The organism is Sphingobacterium sp. 1.A.5, assembly GCF_002734235.1.
Lineage (GTDB): Bacteria > Bacteroidota > Bacteroidia > Sphingobacteriales > Sphingobacteriaceae > Sphingobacterium > Sphingobacterium daejeonense.
In genome coordinates, this window is sequence record NZ_PEBA01000001.1 from 238,853 (window position 1) to 264,411 (window position 25,559).

At 45.8% G+C, this 25,559-nt stretch carries 30 protein-coding genes; 25 read left to right on the forward strand and 5 right to left on the reverse strand.

The window, feature by feature from the left end:
• Positions 1-48: 48 nt before the first annotated feature.
• The 5 genes from CRT24_RS01120 to CRT24_RS01140 form a co-directional block, all read right to left on the reverse strand.
• Positions 49-375, reverse strand: a complete 327-nt coding sequence (locus tag CRT24_RS01120; RefSeq protein ID WP_099369411.1) for a hypothetical protein — start codon at positions 373-375, stop codon at positions 49-51.
• 99 nt (positions 376-474) lie between these two features.
• Positions 475-969, reverse strand: a complete 495-nt coding sequence (locus CRT24_RS01125; protein WP_144034474.1) for a MauE/DoxX family redox-associated membrane protein — start codon at positions 967-969, stop codon at positions 475-477.
• 104 nt (positions 970-1,073) lie between these two features.
• Positions 1,074-2,045 carry a helix-turn-helix transcriptional regulator gene (locus CRT24_RS01130; protein WP_099369413.1) on the reverse strand — a complete coding sequence of 324 codons (972 nt, stop codon included), beginning with the start codon at positions 2,043-2,045 and terminating at the stop codon, positions 1,074-1,076.
• 4 nt (positions 2,046-2,049) lie between these two features.
• On the reverse strand, positions 2,050-2,754 hold the full coding sequence (locus CRT24_RS01135) for an ATP-binding protein (protein ID WP_099369414.1): 705 nt from the start codon (positions 2,752-2,754) through the stop codon (positions 2,050-2,052).
• The gene (locus tag CRT24_RS01140) at positions 2,751-3,695 is read right to left on the reverse strand and encodes an AvrD family protein (protein WP_099369415.1); all 945 of its coding nucleotides are present in this window, start codon (positions 3,693-3,695) and stop codon (positions 2,751-2,753) included. Before CRT24_RS01140 ends, CRT24_RS01135 begins: the two co-directional genes overlap by 4 nt.
• A gap of 246 nt (positions 3,696-3,941) precedes the next feature.
• Here CRT24_RS01140 and CRT24_RS01145 point away from each other — a divergent pair, with 246 nt between their 5' ends.
• The 25 genes from CRT24_RS01145 to CRT24_RS01260 all read left to right on the forward strand — a co-directional run bounded on the left by CRT24_RS01145 (position 3,942) and on the right by CRT24_RS01260 (position 25,559).
• Complete coding sequence (locus tag CRT24_RS01145; protein WP_099369416.1) at positions 3,942-4,916, forward strand: hypothetical protein; 975 nt, start codon at positions 3,942-3,944, stop codon at positions 4,914-4,916.
• Between the two features lie 66 nt (positions 4,917-4,982).
• Positions 4,983-6,155, forward strand: a complete 1,173-nt coding sequence (locus tag CRT24_RS01150; RefSeq protein WP_099369417.1) for a hypothetical protein — start codon at positions 4,983-4,985, stop codon at positions 6,153-6,155.
• 156 nt (positions 6,156-6,311) lie between these two features.
• Positions 6,312-6,560, forward strand: a complete 249-nt coding sequence (locus CRT24_RS01155; RefSeq protein ID WP_218962551.1) for a hypothetical protein — start codon at positions 6,312-6,314, stop codon at positions 6,558-6,560.
• Positions 6,561-7,136: 576 nt separating this feature from the next.
• Positions 7,137-7,970 carry a hypothetical protein gene (locus CRT24_RS01160; RefSeq protein WP_099369419.1) on the forward strand — a complete coding sequence of 278 codons (834 nt, stop codon included), beginning with the start codon at positions 7,137-7,139 and terminating at the stop codon, positions 7,968-7,970.
• Between the two features lie 317 nt (positions 7,971-8,287).
• Positions 8,288-8,941, forward strand: a complete 654-nt coding sequence (locus tag CRT24_RS01165) for a toprim domain-containing protein (RefSeq protein ID WP_180269032.1) — start codon at positions 8,288-8,290, stop codon at positions 8,939-8,941.
• A gap of 406 nt (positions 8,942-9,347) precedes the next feature.
• Positions 9,348-9,758, forward strand: coding sequence for a hypothetical protein (locus tag CRT24_RS01170; protein WP_099369421.1), 411 nt, complete (start codon positions 9,348-9,350; stop codon positions 9,756-9,758).
• Positions 9,755-11,002 (forward strand): relaxase/mobilization nuclease domain-containing protein, encoded by a 1,248-nt coding sequence (locus tag CRT24_RS01175; protein WP_099369422.1) that lies wholly within the window; start codon positions 9,755-9,757, stop codon positions 11,000-11,002. The genes CRT24_RS01170 and CRT24_RS01175 overlap by 4 nt, the downstream gene beginning before the upstream one ends.
• Before the next feature lie 37 nt (positions 11,003-11,039).
• Positions 11,040-11,675: a ParA family protein gene (locus CRT24_RS01180; RefSeq protein ID WP_099369423.1), complete on the forward strand. Its 636-nt coding sequence runs from the start codon at positions 11,040-11,042 to the stop codon at positions 11,673-11,675.
• A 336-nt stretch (positions 11,676-12,011) separates the two neighbouring features.
• A complete protein-coding gene (locus CRT24_RS01185) occupies positions 12,012-12,332 on the forward strand; it encodes a hypothetical protein (RefSeq protein WP_099369424.1) in 321 nt (106 codons plus the stop codon).
• 7 nt (positions 12,333-12,339) lie between these two features.
• Positions 12,340-12,645, forward strand: a complete 306-nt coding sequence (locus tag CRT24_RS01190) for a DUF4134 domain-containing protein (protein ID WP_099369425.1) — start codon at positions 12,340-12,342, stop codon at positions 12,643-12,645.
• A 41-nt stretch (positions 12,646-12,686) separates the two neighbouring features.
• Positions 12,687-12,995 carry a DUF4134 domain-containing protein gene (locus CRT24_RS01195; protein ID WP_028069947.1) on the forward strand — a complete coding sequence of 103 codons (309 nt, stop codon included), beginning with the start codon at positions 12,687-12,689 and terminating at the stop codon, positions 12,993-12,995.
• Positions 12,992-13,303, forward strand: a complete 312-nt coding sequence (locus CRT24_RS01200; protein WP_099369426.1) for a DUF4133 domain-containing protein — start codon at positions 12,992-12,994, stop codon at positions 13,301-13,303. The genes CRT24_RS01195 and CRT24_RS01200 overlap by 4 nt, the downstream gene beginning before the upstream one ends.
• Positions 13,275-15,764, forward strand: a complete 2,490-nt coding sequence (locus CRT24_RS01205) for a TraG family conjugative transposon ATPase (protein ID WP_099369427.1) — start codon at positions 13,275-13,277, stop codon at positions 15,762-15,764. Before CRT24_RS01200 ends, CRT24_RS01205 begins: the two co-directional genes overlap by 29 nt.
• Positions 15,761-16,423, forward strand: a complete 663-nt coding sequence (locus CRT24_RS01210) for a hypothetical protein (protein ID WP_099369428.1) — start codon at positions 15,761-15,763, stop codon at positions 16,421-16,423. The genes CRT24_RS01205 and CRT24_RS01210 overlap by 4 nt, the downstream gene beginning before the upstream one ends.
• Complete coding sequence (locus CRT24_RS01215; protein ID WP_099369429.1) at positions 16,420-17,076, forward strand: hypothetical protein; 657 nt, start codon at positions 16,420-16,422, stop codon at positions 17,074-17,076. The genes CRT24_RS01210 and CRT24_RS01215 overlap by 4 nt, the downstream gene beginning before the upstream one ends.
• Positions 17,073-17,747 carry a hypothetical protein gene (locus CRT24_RS01220; RefSeq protein ID WP_099369430.1) on the forward strand — a complete coding sequence of 225 codons (675 nt, stop codon included), beginning with the start codon at positions 17,073-17,075 and terminating at the stop codon, positions 17,745-17,747. Before CRT24_RS01215 ends, CRT24_RS01220 begins: the two co-directional genes overlap by 4 nt.
• 2 nt (positions 17,748-17,749) lie before the next feature.
• Positions 17,750-18,538, forward strand: coding sequence for a hypothetical protein (locus tag CRT24_RS01225; RefSeq protein ID WP_144034476.1), 789 nt, complete (start codon positions 17,750-17,752; stop codon positions 18,536-18,538).
• A gap of 18 nt (positions 18,539-18,556) precedes the next feature.
• On the forward strand, positions 18,557-18,970 hold the full coding sequence (locus tag CRT24_RS21135; RefSeq protein WP_257213912.1) for a hypothetical protein: 414 nt from the start codon (positions 18,557-18,559) through the stop codon (positions 18,968-18,970).
• Entirely contained in the window at positions 18,865-19,698 is an 834-nt protein-coding gene (locus CRT24_RS01230; RefSeq protein ID WP_257213913.1) for a plasmid transfer protein, read from the forward strand. The genes CRT24_RS21135 and CRT24_RS01230 overlap by 106 nt, the downstream gene beginning before the upstream one ends.
• A gap of 21 nt (positions 19,699-19,719) precedes the next feature.
• Complete coding sequence (traK, locus tag CRT24_RS01235) at positions 19,720-20,340, forward strand: conjugative transposon protein TraK (protein ID WP_099369432.1); 621 nt, start codon at positions 19,720-19,722, stop codon at positions 20,338-20,340.
• Entirely contained in the window at positions 20,318-20,758 is a 441-nt protein-coding gene (locus CRT24_RS01240; RefSeq protein WP_099369433.1) for a hypothetical protein, read from the forward strand. Before traK ends, CRT24_RS01240 begins: the two co-directional genes overlap by 23 nt.
• Positions 20,759-20,773: 15 nt before the next feature.
• Positions 20,774-21,934, forward strand: coding sequence for a conjugative transposon protein TraM (traM, locus tag CRT24_RS01245; RefSeq protein WP_099369434.1), 1,161 nt, complete (start codon positions 20,774-20,776; stop codon positions 21,932-21,934).
• A 22-nt stretch (positions 21,935-21,956) separates the two neighbouring features.
• Complete coding sequence (traN, locus tag CRT24_RS01250) at positions 21,957-22,805, forward strand: conjugative transposon protein TraN (RefSeq protein ID WP_099369435.1); 849 nt, start codon at positions 21,957-21,959, stop codon at positions 22,803-22,805.
• 139 nt (positions 22,806-22,944) lie between these two features.
• Positions 22,945-24,981, forward strand: a complete 2,037-nt coding sequence (locus CRT24_RS01255) for a type IV secretory system conjugative DNA transfer family protein (protein WP_099369436.1) — start codon at positions 22,945-22,947, stop codon at positions 24,979-24,981.
• Between the two features lie 53 nt (positions 24,982-25,034).
• Entirely contained in the window at positions 25,035-25,559 is a 525-nt protein-coding gene (locus CRT24_RS01260) for a M23 family metallopeptidase (RefSeq protein ID WP_099369437.1), read from the forward strand.

Here is a 25,559-nt window from a genome sequence, read left to right on the forward strand (position 1 = left end):
TCAGCCTTATAAAAATCCATCCCAGATGCAGTCCTCTAGGACAAAGAACTAGGGTTTATAAGTTCTTGCAGTCTCATCAACACCGGGAAGGGCTTCTGCTGCCGATACGGTTAATCCTACAATGTTCGCATTGAAATCATTATCGAATTGAATAGAACATCTTACAGGCTTAGTTGCCGTATTACAGGTCCCACCCTGCGTAGGATTCATTGTAATGGCCCCAACCACATCATTGGCAGGGGTTGAAGCTTGTGTCAAAAGGTGCCAGTTTGTGGCAAACTTAGCTTTGGCGAAACTAAAGCTTCCATACCCTAAGGAAAGCATAATTGCAAATACCGCAAGAAAATGCTTTTTAACATAAATTAGATTTTTCATTTTTTTTCATTTTAATTGAACGGTGATTGGTTCAAATCTAAACTAAATTTATAGATTAAGATTACTTCTTATTGACCTTTTGGCCGGTCCGCCTCTGAATTAGAATCCTAGATTCTTTTTCGGAAGATTGATATCATTGGAATTGTCTTGGGAGGAAAGATCCCTGGAACTTTTAGGCACGATATTTTTTTCAAGCAGTAAGCCAAGTAAACTGATCATCAGAAAAATTCCGTTTAGAACCAGGTGAACTTCCCAACTCAGATGCTGAAATACCAAACCACATCCAAAGGGTAAATCGTCGGGATTTCCAAAGATGGCTAGGGCAACATAACCTGTAAATAGGAACATCAAGAATGCAGAAAGGAAGAACCCGTATCTGCGAAGGCTTGGTTTTATCAGCAGAATGACGGTACCCAATTCAAAGAGGGGAAGAATATATGCCAACAGGACACCCAATCCGTCATTAAAGGGCTGTTGGATCATAGCATTCTTAAAAAGTTCAAAGTGCAGGATCTTATCAAGGCTTACCGGAATCCACATGGACAGCAGGATCAGCGTACAGATGTAATAGGAGTGGTGGGAAGTAACTTTCATGGCTCATTCAATTGGATTTACATAAACAAATTTATTTTCTAAAATCATGTAAATGCAACCGCTTTCCGTCTAAATATTCAGTCTTGAATTTCGCATAATGTCCCTTATTCAGGCTTATTTTTCTTTCGAAATTCAGAAAGGGTAGAGCCTGTATAGGCTTTAAATGTCCGATTGAGCGAATGCACATCACTGAATCCTACATTTAGGGATATTTCCAATAAGCTTTGATCGGTGGAGATCAGCAATTGCTGGACCCGCTCTATTTTTTTATTCCTGATATACCTTGAAGGTCCCAAATGAAGATAGGCTTGAAATAGTTTTTCAAGTTTGCGCCTGGTTATAGGAAAGTCTCGAATGAGATCAGAGACCTTGATTGATTGATGGTTTTTCAAGGCCGTCTCGATGGCGGAAAGGATATTTTGCACCAATTTCTTTTCTGCAGAGAAACGATCACGCCCTTTGATCAACCCCTTGAATGTCGATATGAGCCTGCTAAGCTGAATCAGGATAAATGGAGTCTGGTGTGCCTGCTGCCTAAGTGAGTTTGGATGCAATTTTGAAAGTCCGTTTCTGAATTTGGTATCCATGAGACATGTCCTAAAGGATTCCAATGTTTCCTTGTTCCTAGCGATGAATTGCAATAGAACGGGAAATTGGTTTGCAAATAATACGCTGACATCGTGCGCCAAGCAGATTACCCGAAAGGCATGCTTTCCCGGTGGAAAGGTTGCCTGATATTTTCCTGACTTGACATAAAAGAAAGCACATTGTCCTTCTTCCATTAAAATGCTTTCCTTTATATTCTGCATTGAATAGACGGCCTTGCCCTGAAAAAATGACATTAGTACATAGCAAGCCTGTTGGGATCTAATTGATATCACCCATTTTTTGTTCAGCTCAAGAAGATATTGATCGATCATTACAGAAAGGCAGTTGAAATTTTCCTGAACGATTTCCATATTGTCGGACAAATGCCGAATCTTCTGATAGACAGGATCCTCAATAGATTCAAAGGGCGTACATATGACCACCTCCCGCATGATTTCTTTATCATTATAGAAAAGTTCGAACTTCATATTGTTAATTGTGCTTCTCTAAGGTAATTGCATCAAAATTTCGTTCTTTGAGCGTTATGGCCTGCTGAATGGCTTGATCCAATGTGATCAAAGGTTGGAGCTTTAGATGGTTAAGCATATGCGCCAACCGTTCATGCATGGTTCCAGATACGATAATAGGTAAAATGCCCAGCTCATTGTAGCAGGCCAACAGCCTTTCCTCGGAAACTTTTCGGAACCGTTCAGAAGTCGGACGATGTCCGTCCTCGACAAATGGAAATTCGACTGGGAGATGAAAGAAGATTTCATAACTGTTTTTTGTATATGTTCTTGCCATACCTTCGAATCCTTTCAATAACAATTCAAAATCTCTAAACTGTCTGTAATTCTTTATTTTCTTCCATAACATCGTCCATTCGTTCTCATCAGGATACGCACCGGTTATGAGACGAGTGCTCCCATATAACCACTCCTGAATAGGGCAACCATCGGAAATGAAACCTGATGTTAACCTGATTTCCGCTTCCAGTCTATTCTTGAAACGTTCCATGCCAAGACGCAGTAATTCCGGGTAGGAGCACTGCTTAAGATTTTTGCCGGGAAACAGATCAGGTAAGATCTCGCGCATCGTTGGGGCGTGTGTTGAAGGGATTCCTGTAGCCTGAGACAGGGCCATGCTTAGTGTGGTCTTGCCTGTGCAGTAAGTTCCACTGATGACGATTCGTTTCATTGGCAATCAGTTATGTGACAAACATTGAATCTTGCATCCATATTTCCGATCTTGCTGATCACAGAAAACGAATGATAGGTATGGTCTCCAATTCTGAGCATCTTCCTGTCAGTAAAATTGACTTTGACCCCGTATTTTTCCCTCTTTTCTGGTCTTTCAAATTTAACTTCCATTGTCCTGAGCCAAATATTTGGGCATTTCTCCCTTTCAGTCTTCAATATTCTATAGAGGAGGGTCTGCATCAGTTGGCCTGTGGTCACTATCAGATCAGTAAGAATGATATGATCGAATGAAGTGCCCAGACCGCTCAGTTCTTGAAAAAGTGTTTGTGTGACCTTCATATTACAGGAAATCCTTTCTTGGCTCTCATATATATTAATTTCAGATATCTCGTTATTTCTTTCGCGATAGGACCTACTGTACATTGTGCCATCCTCAATGGGCCAGTTTTTTTCCCTCAGATTTACCTGGGATGGACCCGGATGGTCCAGAATCACCCTACATGTCGTCCTTCCGATCTTTATATCGAGCTCCGTAAGGCTGCCATTAAGAGATTCCAAGGTCAGCTTGGAGCTCAATTGATGGCATTCTACGCTGATCTCTTGACTTTTGGAAAGTATCGTGACCTCTTGGTTGATCTTCATCTTGAAATCTCTAGGAAATGCCCTTGCGAGTTCAGATCTCGTCAATCTGGATATTTTCACCATATGTACTTCCGCTAGGTAAAGTGCAATTGCGGAATATTCTATACTGCCCAAATGGGGGTTTTCCTGACGTGGCCTACCCGGTCCATTATATGATGCAGCAAGGGTTGAAGTAAATCCATCTTCTGTTAATCTAACAATGTGCAGGTCAAATTCAAAATGTTTGAACCCTTGAGAAAAATACCTTGAATCTCCGTTTCCCAAATAACTGTCTATCTCTGTGCAAAATTCTTCCATGATCTATTATGATTTGTCCATAATGTAAATCTAGATGCTCAGTTCATCAAGCAATGTTCTATTCCCGTAAAGGATATTATGATTTTTACGGATTTCGTAACTTTAGTGAGGTTGATAGATTTTTCTTTATGATATTCATAAAGATCAGAACCTTTTTGTTCAATCCTATCTATGGACGTAAATTTTTGTTCAAAAAGGCAAGAACAGATAAATTGAAATTTCCAATATTAATTAAATCAGCTGATCATGAAAAAACAGACCAAGTTGTTCGAAATTATCAAGAGAAAAGTTTATGGGCAAAAAAAATGGGTAGAAGAGGTCTCAAGGGTGCTTCACATGAGCCATGCCTCAGTTTACAGAAGGGAGAGGGGGGAGGTTCCGTTGGACATGGAGCAGGTGGGGGTACTTTCCGATTCTTTCGGGATCGATCTTGCCGAAATATTCTATGGACAGAGCGAATATGTCCAATTTCGTTATTTGGATGTTGATGTGAACGATATCGAAAATTATCGGAACTATATAAAAGGTATCATGAGGTCCATAGTTGAAACGAAGTCTGCGATGAAAAGGGAAATCATTTTCTGTGCGGATGACATTCCCATTTTCCATTTAATGGCTTTTCCCGAACTTACCTATTTTAAATTGTACGTTTGGTCCCAATGGATGGGTAATATCGATCACCAGATGCAATTCGAGGAATTTGTATACGAGATGAAAAGGAATGATATTGAACCCCTTTTCTCCGAGCTCAGAAAGGAATACGAAAGTGTAGCCTCAAGAGAAATTTGGACCGAAAACACGGTTGATCCTTTCCTCAGACTCATTGATTATTACGAAAATATTGGAAGTTTTTCTGAAGGCGATTCATTGGGAAAGCTTTTGGGCCAACTAGAAAGTCTAAGAGCAAAACTTGAAAAATATACCATAGAGAAGGAAAAGGGCAATGGCGCATCTTTTGAACTGTACATAACCCCTTTGGATTTCGGTTCGAGCCAGATGGTCAGTATGGTAAACGAAAAATTCGTGACTTCTATTAAGCTCTATACCATAAACAGTATAATGACGGCTGATATGAGGTTCCAGGAAAGCAATCTTAGGGTCATCAAAGGGATCCTGTCCAAATCGACTTGTTTGAGCCACACTTCTGAACGTGAAAGGATCCAGTTCTTCAAGAGTTTTCAATCCAAGATCGATCGATTGAAAAATAAATTGACAGGCTAGTTTGATAAGGACACGAATATCTATTTCTATTGGTGCCCTAATATTTCTCATTGATCTCGGACTATATTGAAAAACAACACCTATAAATATACGGATTTCTTAACGGACCTACAGAAAATCCAATCGAATTTATACCAATGGGATCTTGACTCCCTAAAGGGATTATTATGTATCAATGATAGAATTGTCCACAATAGTTCCCCATTGAACCTGGCAATTAGTCTATTCAGATCATTGGATTCTGAAAGTAAAATGGTTACCGAGGTCCAGGTCCTCGTTGCAATTAGCGACAGCATATATGCCAATTTTTTATTGTTCGGACGGGGGTCTAACATTGCAAAAAAAGAATGTTTAAATAAACTAATTTTAAGAATCCTCAACCTTGTCGAGGATATTCTCATGGAGATAAATAAAGTGAGCCCGAACGTATTCTGTTCAATAAAGATGTCCCATTACGGCATGTCTCTTGAGAAACCGTCCATCAGGAAGCAACTTTCTGAAATATCCTCTAAGCTTATCCGTGACGGTATAAGTTGTGGACTGAGAGAATTATTGGAAAGAACGATAAATCGGCAGACAATGAACCGGAAAATCACCTATAGACAGATTGACAAAATCCGCAAGGTTTTAAGCAGAATAAAATCCTTGGAAAGAATTAACGATGAGAAAATTGAGAAGGTCCTAGTACTATCAGATCTAGATCCACCTGCTGTAGCAGGCTATTTGATCAATAGATCCATGGATTCATTGCTCGATAAGGAATCTCTCTATGACCAAGCGATAGAATTGGTTAAGTTTAAGGAAGATTCGGATACTCTTTCCATCCTAATTGGAAAATATCAAACAAATGAAGCATCTATTACAAGTAAAAAACTGGAATCTTATTACAGATCCCAAAGTTTCAATATGTCCACGAAAATTAAACTTCATAGAAAACAAGCAATTGATCAACAGAACTATCAGGGAAATAGGAAGCTACCACTCAACCTGCCAGTATCCCAATTCGGGCTGTTCATAAGACTTGCAATTCTGGCTGGCTGGATCGGGGAAAGAGAAGTTTCCAAAACCTTTGAATTCTTTTCCAAGAATTTCTCTACCCCGAGAGCTCCAATCATCTCACCAGAAAGCTTACAGAAGAAATCCCTAGATGTAGAATATTCTGCTGCCAAGAAAATGAAAGCTTATCTTATTTGGATGATCAACCATTTAAACCAGCACAATAATACCTCCAAACCCTGAAAATAATTCATATAGAGTAACATTGGCCTCATAATATTTATTTTCTATTTTTTTTACACATATAGATTCCTCCAAAATCCTAACAATCATATCCCACCGACTATATTTTTAACAGAGGGTGAAACTTTTCCTTCACCCTCTTTCACTGTTTTTGCATTGTCCAATTTTCGTGTTTTGTACCCGTATGGAAGAATAGATCCATCGGGAAGAATGAAGGATATAGAACTGGCAACGCTGCTTAAAAATACAGCGGAACAAGGATCTGAAACCGCAATCAAAAAAGAGCAACCTGTTCCAGATCAGTTGAACCAAGCAGACACTTCCCAAATCTTATTGACAGATCGGAACTCGAAGCCGCGACGGTTTCGAATTCCGATCACCTACCTGCCCGCATGCGACAGGTAAGCGCATCCGCTGCGATAGCGGAGCATGGACGGTCTTTGACATCGAGGAGTGAAGCATTATCCTGCGAGGAACGGGAAATTTTGCGAAAGTGAGGTAAAGCCTATAACCTTGGCGATACCAATATGCTGAAAGCGCATTGGCAGGCAGTAGCCCGGTCTGTACGGACTGACGTGAGTAACTCCGACAATTTACTGTCAATCGGCAACAACGGATCTTTTCGGCTGCCCGTTGCCCGCTGCCGGTTCCTTTATTGAAAATCTTAATCTCTATATCTGTAAACCGCTAAACCCCAAAGAAGCCATGACTCACTTTTGACACCGTTTCAATTGCGGACACTGCTTTGCTTTGCTGTCGAAATGGGCGCAAAACTGTCAGGTCCAAAATCCGCTCAAAAAATCAGAGGCATTCAAGCGGTATGGGCCTAAAAACGTACATCATTGGGTCGATCTGGGACTGTTGATCCTTCTCAAGACGGCGACCACACCCGCAGCGGGGAGGGTCGACCGCATGGATATCGAAACCATCTGCAAATCCCAGCAGACCTAATCCTAATATAAACCTCCAAAAACAATTATTATGACATCTTACAATAAAATCATACCATCCAACGAAACGCCAGACCTCGTAACCCTGCTCAAAGCATTGGGGCATGAACCGATTTCAATCAATTCCATTGAATTTGGGTACGCCAGTGTGTTTGGAAAGAGAAGCAATAACAAAATTGTACTAACGGTCAATCAACAATTTAACAGTTGGTTTGACAGCTCACTTCGCAAAGGGGGAAAGCTCATGGATTTTGCCCATAGCTATTGGCCAAACCTGTCTACCGCACAGATCGAAGGAAAACTTCGGGAGATACAGGTCAGATCAGCAAAAGAAAATAGGCCCCTTCGAAAACGGAAAGCAATCAGGATACCCGATTATCGTTTCGCCAGTGCTCACCCATTGGGGTATAACAATGAGTTTGCCGATTTTCTGTTGGAAAGCGATCTTTTGGAACTTGCCGATCTGAACATACAAGAAGTCCATTATTATGTCATCGATCAAAAGGGTAAGCGAAAGGACTTCTGTGCAGCAGGTTGGCAGAACGAAAACGGAGGATGGGAAGTGCGCGCCCAAAAATATTCGGGCTGTATCGGCACAAAAGGAATGACCTTTATTCCGGGAAGCCACTCCGTGCTTGCCATATTCCCGGAATATGTGGACTTTCTGAAAAGACGGAACGATGAGCATCTGTACTACGCATCTATACTGATACTGAACCATCCCGAATTTTTGTCCGCCGCACTGAAACGTGCCAGCCATTTTAAAAAGGTACTATCCTATATCGATGATATGAGGCTAGGGTACCAATCAACGAGTGAAGTGTTCAAGGATAAACTACCGCATGCGGAGGTTAAACCCCTTTAATTATTCCATCCCTGCTTATGTCAAAATATGTAAATGTGGATGACCTCCGGGAAATCGCAATTTCGGACTTCTTGGCCCGTCTCGGCCACTACCCGGTACGCAGGTCGGGCAAGGAACTATTTTACCACAGTATGCTACGGGAAACCAAGCAAGATACGCCATCCCTTACCGTTTGGGATGAGGGTGGAAAATGGATTGACCGAGGTGGCCCGAACTCGACGGGCATACAGGGCGGTAGTATCGTCCAGCTCGGCCTTGCCTATTGGCCAGGGCTTTCCTTTGTCGAGGTACTGGGAAAGATAAAGGATACCTGCGATATGCAGGTATCCATGATAACCGCTTATGAACCTGTCAAATACCCTACAGAACAAGAGCAGAAAGGATACGCCTTTGAACTCGTACGAACACAGCCAATCGGCAGAAACTTTGTACTGACAAAATACCTTGAAGGACGAGGGATATTGGACATTGCACATGGATACATGCAAGAGATCTATTACAGAAACCGTCTTGATATCGAAAATAAAAGTATATTCTATGCCATCGGATGGAAGAACGACCAAGCGGGTTGGGAATTTACCAATGCCAAAGGCTTCAAGAGCAGTATCGGCAAAAAAGGAATTTCCGTGATACCCGGTAAGCCTGGACATGCCGTTCTCTTTGAGGGATATATGGATTGCCTAAGTTGGCTCAAAGTGAACCGCCCGGATCCTGCCCCTACAGCCATTGTCCTGAACTCCATTGTCCAGTTAAAGAATGCCATCGAGCGGATCAGGGAAATTCCCGAGGTGGACGTGTATTTCGACAACGACGGTCCCGGGCGCAACTGTACCCAAATGCTGATCGATGCCGTACCACAGGCTAAAGACCGTTCGGGTGTTTATGGGTCGCACAAGGATTACAACGATATGCTAAGGGCAGTCCTAAATGAGCAGGAAGTACAGCTTCAGAGAGCGTGGCAGAAGCGCTGATTTTTAGAGATTCGAAAACGATTGTTCAGCTAAATAGGTAATCCGATATAGTTACATACCGAAGCTAGCTCTATTGCCATTCCGAAATATTGGCATCCATATGCTCCGATAATCCGATATACAGCTATTCAGAAAGCAGTGCATATCGATATTCATATCTCCCACTATAGGTTTTGTATCCAGATAGGAGACGATATGATATTTTATGGCCACATATAGATTTAGGGATTTAAGTTAAATGGATATCAATCCGACAATGCCGAACCTACAGGGGAAAGTACGAAAAAATCATACTTGCAGAACATCGCGGTTCCGATGAGACAGGGATGTACCGGAGTAGGTAAAGGCCGAAGCTCGTCATTATCCTGCAAAGCACCGACAAAGAAAAAGAATTCAAATTAAAGCTATGAAATACAAAAAAGCAGACCGAAAATCCACAGGACATGTACAGCGTCACCGGCGCTTTGAGCTCCGGTTGAGCGATGAGGAACACGCACAGTTTCTCGAACTTGAAATAGCACTTGGCATGAACCGTGCGGACATCGTGCGAATCTGGGTACTACAACATTCCAAAAAGATGTTGGTCAATACCACCGAAATCATGAAACTGTTGGACAGTATCGGCACAGAGATCGGTCGGTCAGGCAACAAAATCAACGGAATGGCGAAACAAGCCAACATCTTGCAACAACAGGGAATTTTGCAGCCCAGCCTGATCCGTGACCTTGCTCCCTTGTTCACCGAATATATCCAGTTGCAAAGGAGGTTGGAACGGACCTTCCGACATCTCCTCAGACTTATAAGGAGACAGGCATGATCGTCAAGATATTAAAGCGGTCTGCCACTTTCAGGGGGGTGCGTTACAACACGGACAAAGTTGACAAGGATAAAGGGGAACTGATGAAAGTATCGGGTTTCGGTGCCCTGCACGCCCTGCAAAATCCCAGCCCAAAGGATTACGTCAATTATCTGGAGGCCCAATCCGCTGCCAGCAAACGGACGAAGTTTCCGCAGCTGCACGCAGTCATTTCCGGCAAAGGTCGCTCGCATAGTAAGCATGAGCTTGCTGCCATTGCCGACCGATGGATGGACGGTATGGGTTATGGCGAACAGCCTTATCTCTTGGTATTCCATAAGGACACAGCAAACAACCATATACATATCATTTCCACGCGGGTAGGCCGCAACGGCAAAAAGATAAACGACAACTTCGAGATAATCCGTGCCCACGAAGTGCTCAACCGTATCCTTGGCACGGACGTCAAACAACAGACAGAGAAGGATATCGGAAAAGTCCTGACCTATGGTTTCTCCATGCGGGAGCAATTCATGATGGTACTTGGGTCACTGGGCTATTCCCTCAAGCTATGTGATAAGGAATATCAGATCTTCCGTTACGGCAAAAGGCAAGGCACGGTGTCATTGGAACAGGTGGACGCCAAGATCGCAACTTTCAGCAAAGACATCAGTCGGCTTGGGCAGCTCCGGGCAGTCTTTGCTAAATATCAAGACCAATACGATCCGGCGGTGGTTCATACTCCGGCTCCACTTCCCGGCAACAGGCCGTCCGCTCCATCCGGCTATACATCAGCAATGGCGCAAATGCTATCGGCCAAATTCGGGGTACAGGTCATATTCCACGGTAAGGACGGAAAACCGCCATACGGCTACACGATCATTGACCATTCGAGGAAAATGGTATATAAAGGCAAAGACCTCATGCCATTGGCAGAATTTATCACACCATCGGAAGACAGACACAAAATATCGCCTAAAGCGGATATAACGAAACCTACTTTAAAGGGGCGTGTATCCCGGCCGGAAGAAACAGTCACCGAGAACGGTTATGTGCAATCAGCCAAAGACGACTTCGCAGAGCCGAACGAAAAAGAACGGAAATCGGTATCCGAAGAAACCACCATAGTTGCCGATCATGTACAGGGAACAGCCGATCAATGGATACCGAATATCCAGATCGATATTTCCGACGACATCGACGACGAGGCGATCCACGGGCGCAACCGGAGGCGTAAGCGCAAGGCCCGCACAAATACCCGTTGACACCCCTTTATCAACAACACCATTAACACAATGCACTATGCTCATACTCATTGGAAACCAAAAAGGCGGGGCGGGAAAAAGTACGCTCACCCTGCTGCTCGCCAATTACCTGGCCCAGCAACAGGAACGGCGGGTTACGATACTTGACATGGATTACCAGCAATCACTTTCCGCCAAAGCCGAGAAAGCAAAGATTTTGGAAAATGAACCACTGTACGAAATCGTACCTGCCGATCTTGACCATTTTCCTGCAATGCAACGGAAACTGGAAAAATCACGGAACGAAATCGTACTCGTAGACCTGCCGGGCAAGATGGACGACGACGGGTTGATACCCATATTCGCCGCCGCCGATGCGGTACTCTGTCCGTTTGCCTTTGACGAATTTTCCGTGGATTCGACATTGCTGTTTGCAATGGTCATCGGCAAGATCAACAGTCGGGCTCCCTTGGTTTTCGTACCTAACCGTATCAAGAACACCGTCAAGTACGAAACCCGCACGGAAGTCGAAAAGGTACTTCGGGTGTTCGGCACTGTAGCCCCCGGTCTGCCGGATCGCATAGACTTCCAGCGGGTAAATTCGTTACACACACCGAGCATCCTGTATCCCGTTATCCTGCCATTACTGGACCTTATCTATGATCAGTACATCGCCAAGCAAGTATCACCTTGATCTCAATAAAAATCCTTGCCGACGCGCTGCGGATTCCAAACGGAAAGGGGAACCGCCACAGCCATAAGAAATCCCCCTGCAGGGCAAAAGGGAGGCACCAAAGAAAAAAGCGGAAACGCTGGAACGCCTGTTTGAAAGTATCCAAAACCATGAACTGACCGGACGTGAACGGTTACTAATCCGCCTGGACGACAAGACCCTTTTTCTGCTCAAAAAACTGAATGTTGCCAAAGACATTAACATGACAAAGATCATGTCTTTCAGCCTGCACCAATTTCTAAAAACCCATCCCGAACTCACCCGGTACATCAAAGAACACATTAAAACCCTTGATCTATGAACTGGACACAATTCCTGCTCGGCGTTATCGCCATCTATGGCATTTACTATGCCCTAAACGTACTGTATGACCTTTTTATCCACCGCCGTGCTCCACGGGCGGCCGATGGAGGAAACGAACTGACATTTGATGAAGATTCACCGCCAGAAAGGGTTATTCCCGAACCATCCAAAAGAGAAAACGAACCTATAGTAACCGAGGGGAAACCCGTTATCTCGTCCGGCCCCCTGCAATCCACAGGAGGCATAAACCTAAAGCAGCTCGTATCGCTCGTACAGAACGACGTTATCGAGTACACCAAAGCCATCCCTTATTGAATCCATTATGCGACCAATCCGCTTTGTGGCAGTATTCCTCACTGCCATTTTTTTTGCCCTGTACGCAACCGCCCAGCCCGGCCTTGCGGAATTTAGGGAAGTGCGCAGGGAAGTCAATACGTGGTACTACAACTTCTCTGACCTTGCCTTTGTCATCGGTGCCGTGTGCGGACTGCTCGGCGGTTTGCGGGTGTACAGCAACTGGCAGTCCGGCAAGCACCACATCGATGCGCAGGTCATGGGATGGTTCTTTTCCTGCCTGTTCCTGTCGCTCGTCGGCGCCGCACTAAAGGCCCTTTTCGGGGTAAACTGACAATCCAATCATTTTTTATTCACTTTTTATCCATTATCTCTATGACAGTAAACACTAAAAAACTGTTTGCAATGGCCGCGCTTTGCCTTTCCGCGGCCCAATCAACATTCGCACAAGGTGGTACCGTGGGTATCGATGCCGCCACATCATCGCTCACCAGCTATGTAGACCCCATTTCGACGCTCATTTTGGCGATCGGCGCGGTCGTCGGCCTGATCGGGGGAATACGGGTGTACATCAAGTGGAACAGCGGAGATCAGGACATCAATAAGGAACTGATGTCATGGGGAGGTTCCTGCCTGTTCTTGGTACTCGTGTCGGTGGTCATCAAAGCGTTTTTCGGCGTATGACACAAGAGCGTTATCCGATCTATAAGGGGCTGCAAAAGCCCCTTATTTACCGCGGTTTCAAGGGTAAGTTTATCTATTGGGGCATAGGCTCCCTTATCGGCGGCCTGGCCATCGGTGGGCTTATCGGCGCACTGACCAACCTGATCCTGGGCGGCTTTGCCACCCTTGCCCTGATGGGTGCAGGACTTGCCTATACATTCATGAAACAGGGTAACGGTCTCCATGACAAAACCCGCCACCGAGGCGTATTTATCCATACCGCAAAATTATCGATCAGCTATGAGAACAGAGAGAAAGACAGCCTTTGAAATGCCCTACGTGGGTATTGACCATTATCAGGGAATGTCCATACTGTACGGTGAGCGTGGCGATTTTTCAGTCGTGATGCGACTGACCAATCCTGTCTTACAGTATGGTGCCGATCCCGAAGCCTATACCGCTTTCCAACAGGTATTGCTTAACGTCATCAAGATACTTGGCGAGGGACATATCATCCAAAAGCACGACGTATTCATCAAACGGAAATACCGCCCCAAACCTGCAACCGAGTTCTTGGAACAGAAATACCAAGAACATTTTGAAGGTCGGGAATATACCGAGATCAGAACCTATCTGACCGTTACCCGTCTGGTCAAAAAAGGGGCATTCTATACGTATGACAAAAAAGTGCTGGCCACTTTCGGGCAGAACATGGCCAAAGTATTTGATCTGCTTTCCGGCGCCGCACTTAACCCAGCATACCTTACCGAAGCGGAAATAAACCGTTTCGTAAACAGGGTGCTCGCCGTAGAGTTTGAACAGCCGCACATCACATTGGACAATCTCCGCTGCGGAGACCGCGGGTTGCAGATCGGTGACCGAACCGTCCGCTGTATCAGCATGGTGGGCACCGATTCGGTTGACCTGCCCGAAAAGGTCGGAACGTTCACGGCCAAAAATGAAACGAACGGTATGCGCGATTTTCCGGTGGACAACCTTTTTTTCCTGCACAATGTTCCGGGTTACCGCACCATTATCTATAACCAATTATTGGAGATACCCAGCCAACAGATCACGCTCGGTAAACTTGAAGTAAAGCGTAAAAGGCATTCGAGTGTACCCGATCCGGCCAACCTCATGTGCGTGGAGGACATCGACCGTTTATTGGTGGACGTAGCACGTGATAACCAGTTATTGGTAAATGCACATTATTCCATGATCGTATGTGCCGATACGGACAAGATCGACAAGACGGCCAATTTTATCGAAGCCGCCCTGTTCCAGCAAGGGATCATCCCGTCACGCAATGCTTACAACCAATTGGAACTTTTCCGTTGTGCCCTGCCGGGTGTTGGCGTGGAACTGAAAAAATACGATTGGTTCCTGACGACAGCTGATGCCGCGCTTTGTTTCTTTTTCAAGGAACGGCTACCGACGGACGAACCCTCGGAGTTTCTGTTAAGGTTTACCGACCGTCAAGGGGTGCCCGTGGCGATTGACCCATCGGATTTGGTTATGAGGACAGGCCGTATAAAAAATCGCAATCGCTTCGTTTTGGGGAGCAGTGGTACGGGTAAAAGTTATGCCATAAATGCGATCTGTCAGCAGTACCTGCAATACAACATGGACGTGGTGATCGTGGACGTGGGACATTCCTATTCCGGTCTTTGCAGTACCTACGGGGGCAAGTACATCACCTATTCGGAGGAAAAGCCCATTACGATGAACCCCTTTGCGATCAGCGAGGAAGAATACAACATCGAGAAAAAGGATTTTTTGATAACGTTGATCTGTCTGCTCTGGAAAAGTTCCGAGGGTTCGGTATCCACTGTCGAGCGTGACGTAATTTCCAATGTCATTTCAGCCTATTACGCCCATCATTTCGATAAGGCCATCGAAGACCGTGTAGACAGGTTGGACTTCAATTCCTTTTATGAATTTGCCGTTCAGAAAATCCCCGATATAAGGAACGAAGAAAGCATTGCTTTTGACGTGGAGGAATTTCGGTTTGTATTAAAGAAGTTTTACAGAGGGGGTGAATACGAAGCGATACTGAACGAAGATGCCGACCAATCCCTGTTCAACGAACGGTTCATAGTCTATGAAATTGACAATATACAGAATAATAAAACGCTCCTGCCAATTGTCACGCTCATCATTATGGATCTGTTCGTACAAAAGATGCGCCACCGGAAGAACCGCCGGAAAACGCTGATATTGGAAGAAGCATGGCGGGCCATTTCGTCGCCCATGATGGCGAATTTCCTTTTATACCTGAACAAAACCGTACGGAAGTTCTGGGGCGAAATCATCGAAGTGACACAGGAGATCAACGACATCATCGGCAACCCTATTATCAAGGACAGCATCATAAACAATTCGGACACCATCATCCTGCTGCAACAGAACGAAGCCGATTTTAGAAAGGTCGCCGAACTGCTTTCCATAGGCGAAGCCGAGCAGAAGAAGATTTTCACGATCAACCGTCTCGACAACAAAGAGGGGCGCGCCCGTTTCAACGAGTTTTATATACGTCGGGGAAACGTCGGGGAAGTTTACGGCGTGGAGGTCAGCATTTACCACCACTTGGCTTTCACGACCGAAAAGCCCGAAAAAAGTGCCGTGGAGATTTACGCCAAACATCATGGCAGCTACCCAGCCGCCTTAACGGCGTTCGTGTCCGACATGGAAAAAAGCAGTCTTGCATTGGGCGATTTTGTGCAAAAGGTAAACCAAAATAATGCACCTGTTGAAACAACAAGAGAATACTTTAAACCCGATTTTACATGAGACGATTTATTGCAATAACGATCCTGTCCTTTGCTGTTTTCTATGCAAGAGGTCAGATTTACATAGACCCCGCCGTGGCAGCCGCAACGGGTGTCCATGCAGGAATAATGAACAGCCAGCTCAACAATGTGAACGACAACCTCACGCTTATCCAACGCGGACAGATGGCGGTAACAGGCCAGCTCCTGATCGTGAACGATTTACAGGATAAGATTTACAAGGGATTGAGCGAAGTATCCGGCGTTGTCCGTTCCCTGCTGACCGTAAAGGACATTGCCGATATTTCCCTTGACATCGTTAACGACGTGGAAAAAGCAATGAACATCGCAAGGGGAAATCCGGTACTCCTTTTGTTCGCCGAAGCTGGCGCAAGGGAATTTAAGACACGGGCGACCAACCTGTCCGCCGAGGTCAGCGCTTTTGTGCTGAAAGGTGGAAAGGACAACCTAATGGATTCGGGGGAAAGGGCAAAACTGTTAAACCGGATACGTACGGAATTGACCATCCTGCGAGGCGTAGCCTTTGGGATGCACAGAAGTATGTATTGGGCAAAACAACGCGGTATCCTTAATTCCCTTAATCCATACGCAGGTTTTATCAATATCGACAAACAGATTGCCGATGACATTATCCGTAATTCAAGATTGCTCAAACGATGAGATACATTATCCTAATACTGCTTTTGGTCATCACCTTGACCAGAGCAAATGCACAGCTCAACGTTGAATTGCTCCATCAACTGGTCGAACACAGCAAAGATGAATACGACCGCCAGATCACTGCACGGAACCGACAGGCCATTACCACGGCTAACGAGGAAGTAAACAGAGAAGAAACCTCGAAACTCAAAACCCGTTATCGGCAGTTGCACAGCCGTTTCCAGACCCTCGGTATGGCATTGCAAGGGCTTAGCATGGGGCTTGAATCCGCACCTATCGTTACCGAGATCATAAACCAACAAAAAAGGATTATAGGCATTGTTTCCGCACATCCCGAATTTCTATTGCTCGCTATCGATGCAGAAAAGGATATGGCAGAAAAAGCCGTGCAATTGGCACGCTACCTCACCGGGCTTTTTATCAGTATCGGCGACCTCAACCAGATGAAAGCAAGTGACAGAAGAATACTGTACGGACACGTCCTGCAGGAGCTTCGGGCAATAGCCGGAGCATCACGGGGGCTTGCGGTTACTATGTACTATTCAACACGCAAAAAGCTACTTGATTCCCTAAATCCGTTTTCGGGTTACATCAATGAGGACAAGCGTATAGTTGATAATATCTTAAGGCAATTGGAGGAATTTAAGCCATGAAGAAACAACTTATATCCGTGCTGTTTATATGCTTTTCGACGCTTGCCTTTGGACAAAGCTATGTAACCATTATCTATGATGCCAAGCACCTCGCCATCGTAAACGAGAACGGCGCGGTAAGGTTGGTTTCCGAACAGACCCATAACAACATGCTGGGCAATATCCGAGGACGGATCGACGACATCAATGTTAACCTTTCTTCCGTCGTGCTGGTCCAGAACATGATCCACCGATCATTGACCGAAGTGGATCGGGCGTTGAAGTCCGGCCGCTCCGCGTTCCATATTTCAAGGCTCGTTCAGGACATTGCCACGCACAGCACAAAAATGCTGGAAACCGCCAAAGGAGAACCGTGGTTACTGCTCTTTGCCGAGGACGTTGCCCGGCAGCTCAAAGACAGGGGAATAAACCTTGCTGCCGAAGTCTCCGATTTTGTTCTCCAAGAGGGAAAAAACGTATTGATGGACTATGAAAAAAGAGATCACCTCATGCGGAAAATCATTTTGGAACTAAAAGTTATACGGGCATTGGTATTCAGTATGGAAAGATCAATGTATTGGGCAAAAATCAACGGTGTACTGAAAATGGCAAACCCTTACCGCAATTTCATCAACATGGACAAACGTAAAGCGGACGAGATCATACGAAACTATTATCTACTAAAGGGCTGAACATGAATAGAATATTTATCACCGGCTTACTGTTGTGCCTGTTTTCCATCACGGGAACAATGGCCCAGAACGTGAAGCGACAGACCGACAAACATATCGTACACCAACATGAGCGCATGGTTCACAAGCAATGGGATCGCAAGAAGTTTACGCCGACAAGTGGCTTTCTCGGTCTCAACTACCAATATTGGCTCACCTGGGCGTGGCACCCCAACTACCCCAAGACCGACCGTCGACCGTTGAGCGGTACAGGCCCGCAGACCTTGCGCATGGGGATGGTACTGGCCATGCAACAGACGGACGAAGCCTTTAAAAAACACGCAGATACCATCCGAAATGTGGCAGTTACCGAAGCCCTCAATTATTCCGGTCTGGTTACAGATGCCGACCCTTTATGGCTCCTGTATTACCGCAGGGAATTTGGAAACCTTATCGACGGAACAGAGGCCGATCCACTCTCCGGACTTTCACCGGACGTGAGGGATTATTTGAGAAATAAAGGTCTATTGGAATGGTACGGCGAAGAACGTGCAGAACTCAAAGAACGGTTGGAAGCAGCCCGAACGACCACGCTTGACCGAGGCAGCCGTATCATGGCCTATCACCGTTTGCTTGGAGACCATAGAAAACTACTGTCCGCATGGGAGGCCAAAAAGAACTATGCCACCAAATTCCTTTTATTGGCAAAGAACCGTGACCGCATGCAAAGTGACAGCCCCGATCTGCCGGAGTTTGGTGGCGGTCGTTCCGATGTACAGATTGCGGAGGACATCCTAAAAAGAACCCAATAACCAAAATCAGATTACTTTATGGACTTTATCAACATGACGGGGCTAATGCCTCGTTTTTTATTGCAGGGAAATCCTGTAAATGTGCCGGACTCTTTTAAAGACACGTTCAATTTTTTACAGGGGAACGGTGTCTATGAGGAGGGTGTCATGCACTTTCTCAAAGGCATGAAAAACACGATCTGGACGCACTTCGATACGTTCATCACCGATGCACAGGCCCTTGCCGCCATTTTCATGCTCATATTCTTTGCCATCAAATCCTACGAAATGATGGCGGGCGACAAAAAAATGGAAATCATGCCCTTGTTGCGGCCGTTCGGGCTGGCATGGTCATCATCTGGTGGGGAACGTTCACACGCGTACTTGCCTATCCCACGGACATCGTTGCCGCCAAGACGGAAAGCCTGTTTGACAGCGGGCAGATCGAAGTAAATAACCTACGCCTGCAACGTGCAAAACTCATGGTGGACGTTGCCGACCAACTGACCACGATACAGGCCGAAACCGAGATCGCCGAAAAAGAAGCGGATACATGGTACGGACAGGCATGGGATGCGGTCACATCAACCGTAAAGGAGGGTTTTGCTTCGGTATGGAACCCAATCGTTGAACTTAAAAACCGTATGCAAGTGGGGTTGCAGCTACTGGCGACCTATACCTTAGAAACGTTGGCCGTCTGGGTATTGCGCATCTGCGTTTATATTATATTCATTATCCAGATCATCTATTCGAGCATCCTTATCATTTTAGGCCCGTTTAGTGTTGCCGTAAGTATCCTGCCTGCCTTTAGGGATTCCTTTGGTACATGGATAGCCCGGTTTATCGCCGTTAACCTCTATTCCGGCATTGCCTATCTGGTCATGCACGTAGCCAGCCTGTTCCAACAGTATGCAATGGAAGCCGAGATTACAAGGTATCAACAACTCCTTGAAAGCACGGGCGACACATTGGAGAAAATGGGCTGGTTTGCGGGCAACGGGATTTTAAGTTTTGGCATCGTCATCGTGACATTCCTGATCGGAGGACTGACCATGCTCACCGTGCCGAGTATCAGCACATGGATCGTATCGACATCCGGCATCACCTCGGCAGCCGCCACGATGGGCCGCGGTGCTTCCAACGCAGCCCGTACGGCAAGAAAGCTGATCGCCAAGTTTTAAACCTTTTAAACACTTCATTTCATGATAATAAAAAATATCGAAGCCAAGATCAGGCTTGCCACTTTTATTGCAGGGGCAAGCCTGATCGCCGCCCTGCTCATGGTGGTGGCGGTATCTTTTTTTGCCTACAAACAGGTCGGCAATGCACGGAAATCCGTGTACATACTTGATGCCAATAATGTACCCATGTCCGCAAACCAAACCGACGTCGAGGTAAATAGACCCATTGAATACCGCACACACATCAACTCATTTCATTCACTATTCTTTACCCTTGCACCTGACGATAAGTTTATCGAATACCAGATGAAAAAAGCTATGTACCTGATCGATGAATCCGGTGCTTTGCAGTACAACAACTTGCGGGAAAAGGGATTTTTCAACTCCGTGCTATCATCTAGCTCCGTGCTCACCATCCAGACAGATTCCATCCATGTCGATCCGGTAAAGAAATACTTTAAGTTTTATGGCAAACAGACCATAGATCGGCGCAGCTCTACCGTAATACGCTCGCTGGTCACCGAGGGCTATTTACGGGACCTTGAAATGCGTACGGAGAACAATGGTCACGGTGTACTGATAACCCGATGGAAAACACTCGAAAACAAAGATATATCCTATGTTCAAAAAAATAACTTCTAACCGACCACCCGACACTACGGTATGGGCAGCTTTTTATAAGGAGTTTGGCAAGTACATCGATGGGAGCATCACACGTACCCAACGGTTTCTTGAAGCCCGGCCACGTGCGGTATTTTCGGTAATGGTGTTGAGCATCCTCGTTTCTGCCAGTTGCTTTCTTTTTCTCCCAAAGGAAATACCGAAGAAAGAACCCTTACAACTTTCGGTACAACAGCCCCTAATGGATGGAATGGGCGGTATTGTTACCACCGTTTCAGCTTTAAAAGAACTGCTTGAAATCCGCGCTGTCCTTGACACACTCATGCAAAAGGAACAGTTAAACAGTGCCGACAGCCTTCTTATGGAAAGTGCCATCGACAGGATGCAGATACTCGAAAAACGACTGTCCGAAGCCAACAAACCCCACAACTCACCCTAATATAATCCAACAAACATGAAAATCAATTTCAGACAACCGCGCTATGTGCTGCCAATCATAGTGCTGCCTTTTCTATGCCTGTTCTTTTACGTGTACCAGACAGGCTTTGCGAAGGATGAAGTACCACACCAAGAGGGCGATCCCCTGCAGGGACAGATTGCCGAAGTATCGGAAGATGTGAAAAAACGTGTGCTTTCGGACAAACTTGCCGCCTATCGTGAACAGTACCGCCATGGTGATGGCTATACAGCAATAGGCCAGCTACAGGAAGAAAGAGCCGAACAGTTTCGTTTTGATGAAATGTATAACGAGGAAGAAAAGCGCAGGCTTGATTCCATCGAACGGGCAATCAAAAATCAGCGACCTGTTTTCACTACTAGAGATTCGGAAAACAATGATCAAGATCGAGCGTTACAACAGGCTCTTTCCTCATTACAGCGAAAACGTGAACCGACGAGAGCCATGCCCGATAAGGCCGATCCGATGGAACTTTTCCGCAAACAGATGGCCTATGCGGACAGCATGGCAAGGGCAAACGATCCCGACGAACAGGCAGCCCGCATGGAACGTGAACGTATGGAAGAAGCAAAAAGGGAACTCGAAAACCAGCCCCGTCTGTCCGTCTCCAAATACGGTACAGGCCAGGGAACGTTCAACACCGTCCGCCCCGAAAATGACAATACTTTCATTCAGGCTATTGTCGATGAAAACATGACAGGGTATGCCGATTCGCGTTTGCGCATTCGGCTCATGGATGACCTATTGGTCGGCCCGCACGTGGTCAAGAAAGGTACCCACGTATTTGCAAAAATTTCCGGTTTTTCAGGGCAACGGGTACTGCTCACCATCACTTCCATTATGTACGGCAACAACATATTGCCTGTCCGACTGGAAATCTATGATAATGACGGTTCACCCGGACTGTACGTGCCCGCTTCGGCATTCAGGGAGTTTAGCCGGGAGCTCGGCGGTAACACCACGCAGGGAGTTAACCTGCAACAACAAGCGGAAAACAACAGCCAATTGGTCATGAGCGCCATCCAGCGGATGTTCCAATCCACAACGACCGCCGTATCAAAGCATATACGGAAGAACAGGGCGAAACTGAAATACAACACGATGGTCTACCTCATCGATCCTCAAGCTCTCCACCAAAACCAACAAAATTATAAATAGTAAAACCATTTAAGATTTCACCATGAAAAAAAAACATCATTTTCTAATCCTTTTCCTTTTGTGCTGTATCGGATATTCCGCCCATAGTCAACAAGCTACGGAAACCCGGTTAGGAGCACTTCCCGAACTTCCTTTGCACCAAGGACATACGCTGCATATCCTTTCGCCAGAACCTATACAGTATGTTGATATTGCTTCGCACCATGTATCAGGTGACCTGCCACTTGACAACGTGTTGCGAATCAAATTAAATGAGGACACCATGCTGACAGAACGCCTCGATTACGAACTTGGAGCGGTTACCATTGTAGGCGATAATTACTTCGCGCAATACCGCTTGACGGCGCCATTATTGATTGATGATAAGAGCATTCCGGCCATGCTGGAAATCAAACCGGAACACACCCGCCCTTTGGAAATTTCGGAAATCGGATTGAGCCGTAGCCAGATGAAAAACCTCGCATTCGGTCTGCTTACAAAAGGTGTTCATCATCCTGTAAGAAGCACACAGGAAAACGGTGTGGGTATTGTACTTAATGGTATCAGCACATTGGGTGATTACATCTTCCTGGATATTTCATTTACAAACACATCAAATGTTTCCTACAATGTGGACGAACTCCGTTTTTTCATCGAGGACAAGAAGATCACCAAAGCAACGAACGTGCAGACCGTGGAAATCAACCCCCTTTGGCAATACCAAACTTTAAAGGAGTTTGAGAAAAGACACCGCAATGTGTTCGTACTGAAAAAGGCCACCTTTCCCGGCAGTAAGGTACTTAAGGTAAGTCTTACCGAAAAACAGATTTCAGGCCGTACTGTCAACCTAAAAATAAAGTACGGAGATATTCTGAAAGCCGACACTTTTTAAACCGGCTTTATCTAACCTTTCAAAGCTGACTTTATGGAAGCCTTCTGCTAACCAGATTGAAGGCTTAGTACTGATAAATAACCCAATTTATTATGGAGGAACGGCGAAGCCCTCCTTCCAACCGATAAAAAAAATATTTATGGAAGAAACCAAAGAACAGCTGGGGCTTTACCGTTCCCTGCAATTTGGCATCTACCTATCCGTTGTCCTCGAAGCCTTTCTTTTTTTCTATGTAGATAGGTTCGTCTTGACAGGAACAACCGATAGCGGGTTGTTCCTATTTGCGGAAAGGCTTTCGAGGGTGCCGTTCTATGCCGAACTGATAAACAGCAAACTCTTTACGTTCGTACTGATCTGTCTGGTCTCCGTTGGAACATTGAGCCGAAAGAAAAAAGACCTCAATCCCAAGACACAGATCGGTTACCCTTTGGCATTGGGGATGCTCATTCTGTTTTCGGGATTGTGGTTGCAAGGACGTGTAGCGGCTCCGATATGGGGGCAAGTAAATTGGTTTGACCTTGCCTATGTCACGAGTTCGTTTGCGGGAGCCGTTTTGGTACACGTTGCAATGGATAACGTGTCCAAGATCATAAGCACCAATCTGGGAAAGGATCGCTGGAACGTCGAAGAAGAATCCTTTATGCAGCCGACCCAGCCCGTCGTAAGCCCGTATTCGATCAACATCCCGACATTGTTCTATTACAAAGGGAAAGTTCGCAAAGGTTTTCTATCCATCGAAAACATTTTTAGGGGCCTGATTCTTTGCGGAGTTCCGGGAAGTGGAAAATCGTTTGGGGTCATCATGCCGATCATCCGCCAAATGCTGGCCAATTCGTTCACGATGTGCCTGTACGATCTGAAATACCCCGATCTCGGCAAGGTAGCCTATTATCACTATCTGCTTGCCAAACAGGACAATCGGTGCAAGGATTACAAATTCCATGTTATCAATCTCAACGACCCGGCAAAGAGCAGACGGGTAAACCCGATGAAGCGGGAGTATCTGGGTACGCTTGCCGATGCTTCGGAAACAGCCGAAGCACTTGTTGAAGCCTTGAAAAAGGGCGACAAATCCGGCGGGAGCGACCAGTTTTTCACGCAGTCCGCCGTCAATTTCCTTGCCGCCTGTATCTTCTTTTTCAGCAGGTACGAGGACGGCCGTTATTCCAGCCTGCCCCATGTGCTTGCCTTTCTTAACCTGTCCTATGAACAGATTTTTACGGTATTGTTCAGCAACGGAGAGCTTAGTTCCCTTTTATCGCCGTTCATGTCCGCCTACAAGGCAAAGGCATTTGACCAATTGGAGGGGCAGGTCGGAACGCTCAAAATCTTTATCAGCCGGATGGCCACCAAAGAAACATTTTGGGTGTTCGCTGGCGATGATTTCGAACTACAGGTCAGCAATCCCAAACACCCCGGTGTTTTGGTGCTTGCCAATGATCCCAGCACGCAGAGCATCAACTCCGCCTGCCTGTCGGTAGTACTTAATCGGGTTACGAAACTTATCAATACGAAAGGCAATTTACCCATCGGTTTAGTGGTGGATGAGGCTCCAAGCCTCTATATTCACCGTGTTGACCTATTGGTGGCACAGAGCAGATCCAATTTTTCTGGGGTGGTTTTGGGGCTTCAGGAGTTGCCTATGTTACGTCAACAATACGGCAAGGAAACGGCCGAAACCATCACGTCCATCATGGGGAATGTACTGTCCGGTGCGGTCAGGAGCAAAGAAACTTTGGAGTGGCTGGAACGTCTGTTTGGCAAGGTCAAGCAAACGGGTGAAAGCCTAAGCATCGACCGTACGAAAACCTCGCTATCCCTGAATGAAAAACTTGAACCGCTGATACCCGCCGGAAAGATAGCATCATTAAAAGCGGGTGAAATTGTCGGCATCGTTGCCCGTGATACGATGGAAACTTATACGGGCAAATACGAGACCACGGCGGTCAATTGCCGCGTCAATCTGGACATGGAAGCCATCAAAAAGGAAGAAGCAAGTTATCGGGAACTACCTACCTATTACGACTTCGGTGGTCGGAAAGAAGAAATCCTACTGGACAATTTTTTCCGTATCAACAGGGAGGTTGAAGAAATTGTCGAACAGTTTATTCCCGTTCAGGACAACATGCAATTCCCCACACCAAGTGAAATAACGGAGTACAACAAAAGAAAATAGTCACCCGACTTTTTAAAGGGAGTATAAGCCGTTAAACCAAAATCCAAAACATCATGAAGAAACCCGAACGTTCCGCATATCTGCGGAACAGACTTGTCGTCCCAAGCCTTTTTTTGGGGTGGTTGATGTTCGTTCCGTTTATGCTTTGTGGACAGGCTATCGACTACAGTCCACCGTTGGAGAAATTAAAGATTACCTCGCCATTCGGATACCGTATCCACCCGATCAGTGGTAAGGCTTCACACCATAACGGTGTTGACTTTGCCGCCCGTTCCGATCCCGTTTTCAATGTACTTGACGGCCGGGTTAAAGAAACCGGAAAGCATAAGTTGCTCGGCAAGTACATACGCATAGCACACGGCGAAGTAGAAACCATTTACGGACACCTTTCCCATATACTCGTTGCAACGCGTGATACAGTTATAACTGGACAGCCTATCGCCATCACTGGAAGCACGGGCAGGGCAACGGGAGAACACCTGCATTTTTCGGTGAAATTCAATGGTAAATTCCTTGACCCCTTGAAATTCCTGCGCAGGTTAAAAGAACAATCAGATCAATCCTTAAACATCGAATAA

What these genes read in the sequence shown, in the direction of transcription:
- CRT24_RS01240 (WP_099369433.1), top strand. Translation starts at nt 20,318, where the DNA reads ATGTTCAAAAAAATAACTTCTAACCGACCACCCGACACTACGGTATGG.
- CRT24_RS01195 (WP_028069947.1), top strand. Translation starts at nt 12,687, where the DNA reads ATGACAGTAAACACTAAAAAACTGTTTGCAATGGCCGCGCTTTGCCTT.
- CRT24_RS01125 (WP_144034474.1), bottom strand. Translation starts at nt 969, where the DNA reads ATGAAAGTTACTTCCCACCACTCCTATTACATCTGTACGCTGATCCTG.
- CRT24_RS01205 (WP_099369427.1), top strand. Translation starts at nt 13,275, where the DNA reads ATGAGAACAGAGAGAAAGACAGCCTTTGAAATGCCCTACGTGGGTATT.
- traK (WP_099369432.1), top strand. Translation starts at nt 19,720, where the DNA reads ATGATAATAAAAAATATCGAAGCCAAGATCAGGCTTGCCACTTTTATT.
- traM (WP_099369434.1), top strand. Translation starts at nt 20,774, where the DNA reads ATGAAAATCAATTTCAGACAACCGCGCTATGTGCTGCCAATCATAGTG.
- CRT24_RS01210 (WP_099369428.1), top strand. Translation starts at nt 15,761, where the DNA reads ATGAGACGATTTATTGCAATAACGATCCTGTCCTTTGCTGTTTTCTAT.
- CRT24_RS01145 (WP_099369416.1), top strand. Translation starts at nt 3,942, where the DNA reads ATGAAAAAACAGACCAAGTTGTTCGAAATTATCAAGAGAAAAGTTTAT.
- CRT24_RS01185 (WP_099369424.1), top strand. Translation starts at nt 12,012, where the DNA reads ATGAACTGGACACAATTCCTGCTCGGCGTTATCGCCATCTATGGCATT.
- CRT24_RS21135 (WP_257213912.1), top strand. Translation starts at nt 18,557, where the DNA reads ATGGACTTTATCAACATGACGGGGCTAATGCCTCGTTTTTTATTGCAG.
- traN (WP_099369435.1), top strand. Translation starts at nt 21,957, where the DNA reads ATGAAAAAAAAACATCATTTTCTAATCCTTTTCCTTTTGTGCTGTATC.
- CRT24_RS01130 (WP_099369413.1), bottom strand. Translation starts at nt 2,045, where the DNA reads ATGAAGTTCGAACTTTTCTATAATGATAAAGAAATCATGCGGGAGGTG.
- CRT24_RS01230 (WP_257213913.1), top strand. Translation starts at nt 18,865, where the DNA reads ATGGTCATCATCTGGTGGGGAACGTTCACACGCGTACTTGCCTATCCC.
- CRT24_RS01135 (WP_099369414.1), bottom strand. Translation starts at nt 2,754, where the DNA reads ATGAAACGAATCGTCATCAGTGGAACTTACTGCACAGGCAAGACCACA.
- CRT24_RS01165 (WP_180269032.1), top strand. Translation starts at nt 8,288, where the DNA reads ATGCAGGTATCCATGATAACCGCTTATGAACCTGTCAAATACCCTACA.
- CRT24_RS01220 (WP_099369430.1), top strand. Translation starts at nt 17,073, where the DNA reads ATGAAGAAACAACTTATATCCGTGCTGTTTATATGCTTTTCGACGCTT.
- CRT24_RS01120 (WP_099369411.1), bottom strand. Translation starts at nt 375, where the DNA reads ATGAAAAATCTAATTTATGTTAAAAAGCATTTTCTTGCGGTATTTGCA.
- CRT24_RS01170 (WP_099369421.1), top strand. Translation starts at nt 9,348, where the DNA reads ATGAAATACAAAAAAGCAGACCGAAAATCCACAGGACATGTACAGCGT.
- CRT24_RS01200 (WP_099369426.1), top strand. Translation starts at nt 12,992, where the DNA reads ATGACACAAGAGCGTTATCCGATCTATAAGGGGCTGCAAAAGCCCCTT.
- CRT24_RS01225 (WP_144034476.1), top strand. Translation starts at nt 17,750, where the DNA reads ATGAATAGAATATTTATCACCGGCTTACTGTTGTGCCTGTTTTCCATC.
- CRT24_RS01175 (WP_099369422.1), top strand. Translation starts at nt 9,755, where the DNA reads ATGATCGTCAAGATATTAAAGCGGTCTGCCACTTTCAGGGGGGTGCGT.
- CRT24_RS01260 (WP_099369437.1), top strand. Translation starts at nt 25,035, where the DNA reads ATGAAGAAACCCGAACGTTCCGCATATCTGCGGAACAGACTTGTCGTC.
- CRT24_RS01180 (WP_099369423.1), top strand. Translation starts at nt 11,040, where the DNA reads ATGCTCATACTCATTGGAAACCAAAAAGGCGGGGCGGGAAAAAGTACG.
- CRT24_RS01140 (WP_099369415.1), bottom strand. Translation starts at nt 3,695, where the DNA reads ATGGAAGAATTTTGCACAGAGATAGACAGTTATTTGGGAAACGGAGAT.
- CRT24_RS01190 (WP_099369425.1), top strand. Translation starts at nt 12,340, where the DNA reads ATGCGACCAATCCGCTTTGTGGCAGTATTCCTCACTGCCATTTTTTTT.
- CRT24_RS01160 (WP_099369419.1), top strand. Translation starts at nt 7,137, where the DNA reads ATGACATCTTACAATAAAATCATACCATCCAACGAAACGCCAGACCTC.
- CRT24_RS01255 (WP_099369436.1), top strand. Translation starts at nt 22,945, where the DNA reads ATGGAAGAAACCAAAGAACAGCTGGGGCTTTACCGTTCCCTGCAATTT.
- CRT24_RS01215 (WP_099369429.1), top strand. Translation starts at nt 16,420, where the DNA reads ATGAGATACATTATCCTAATACTGCTTTTGGTCATCACCTTGACCAGA.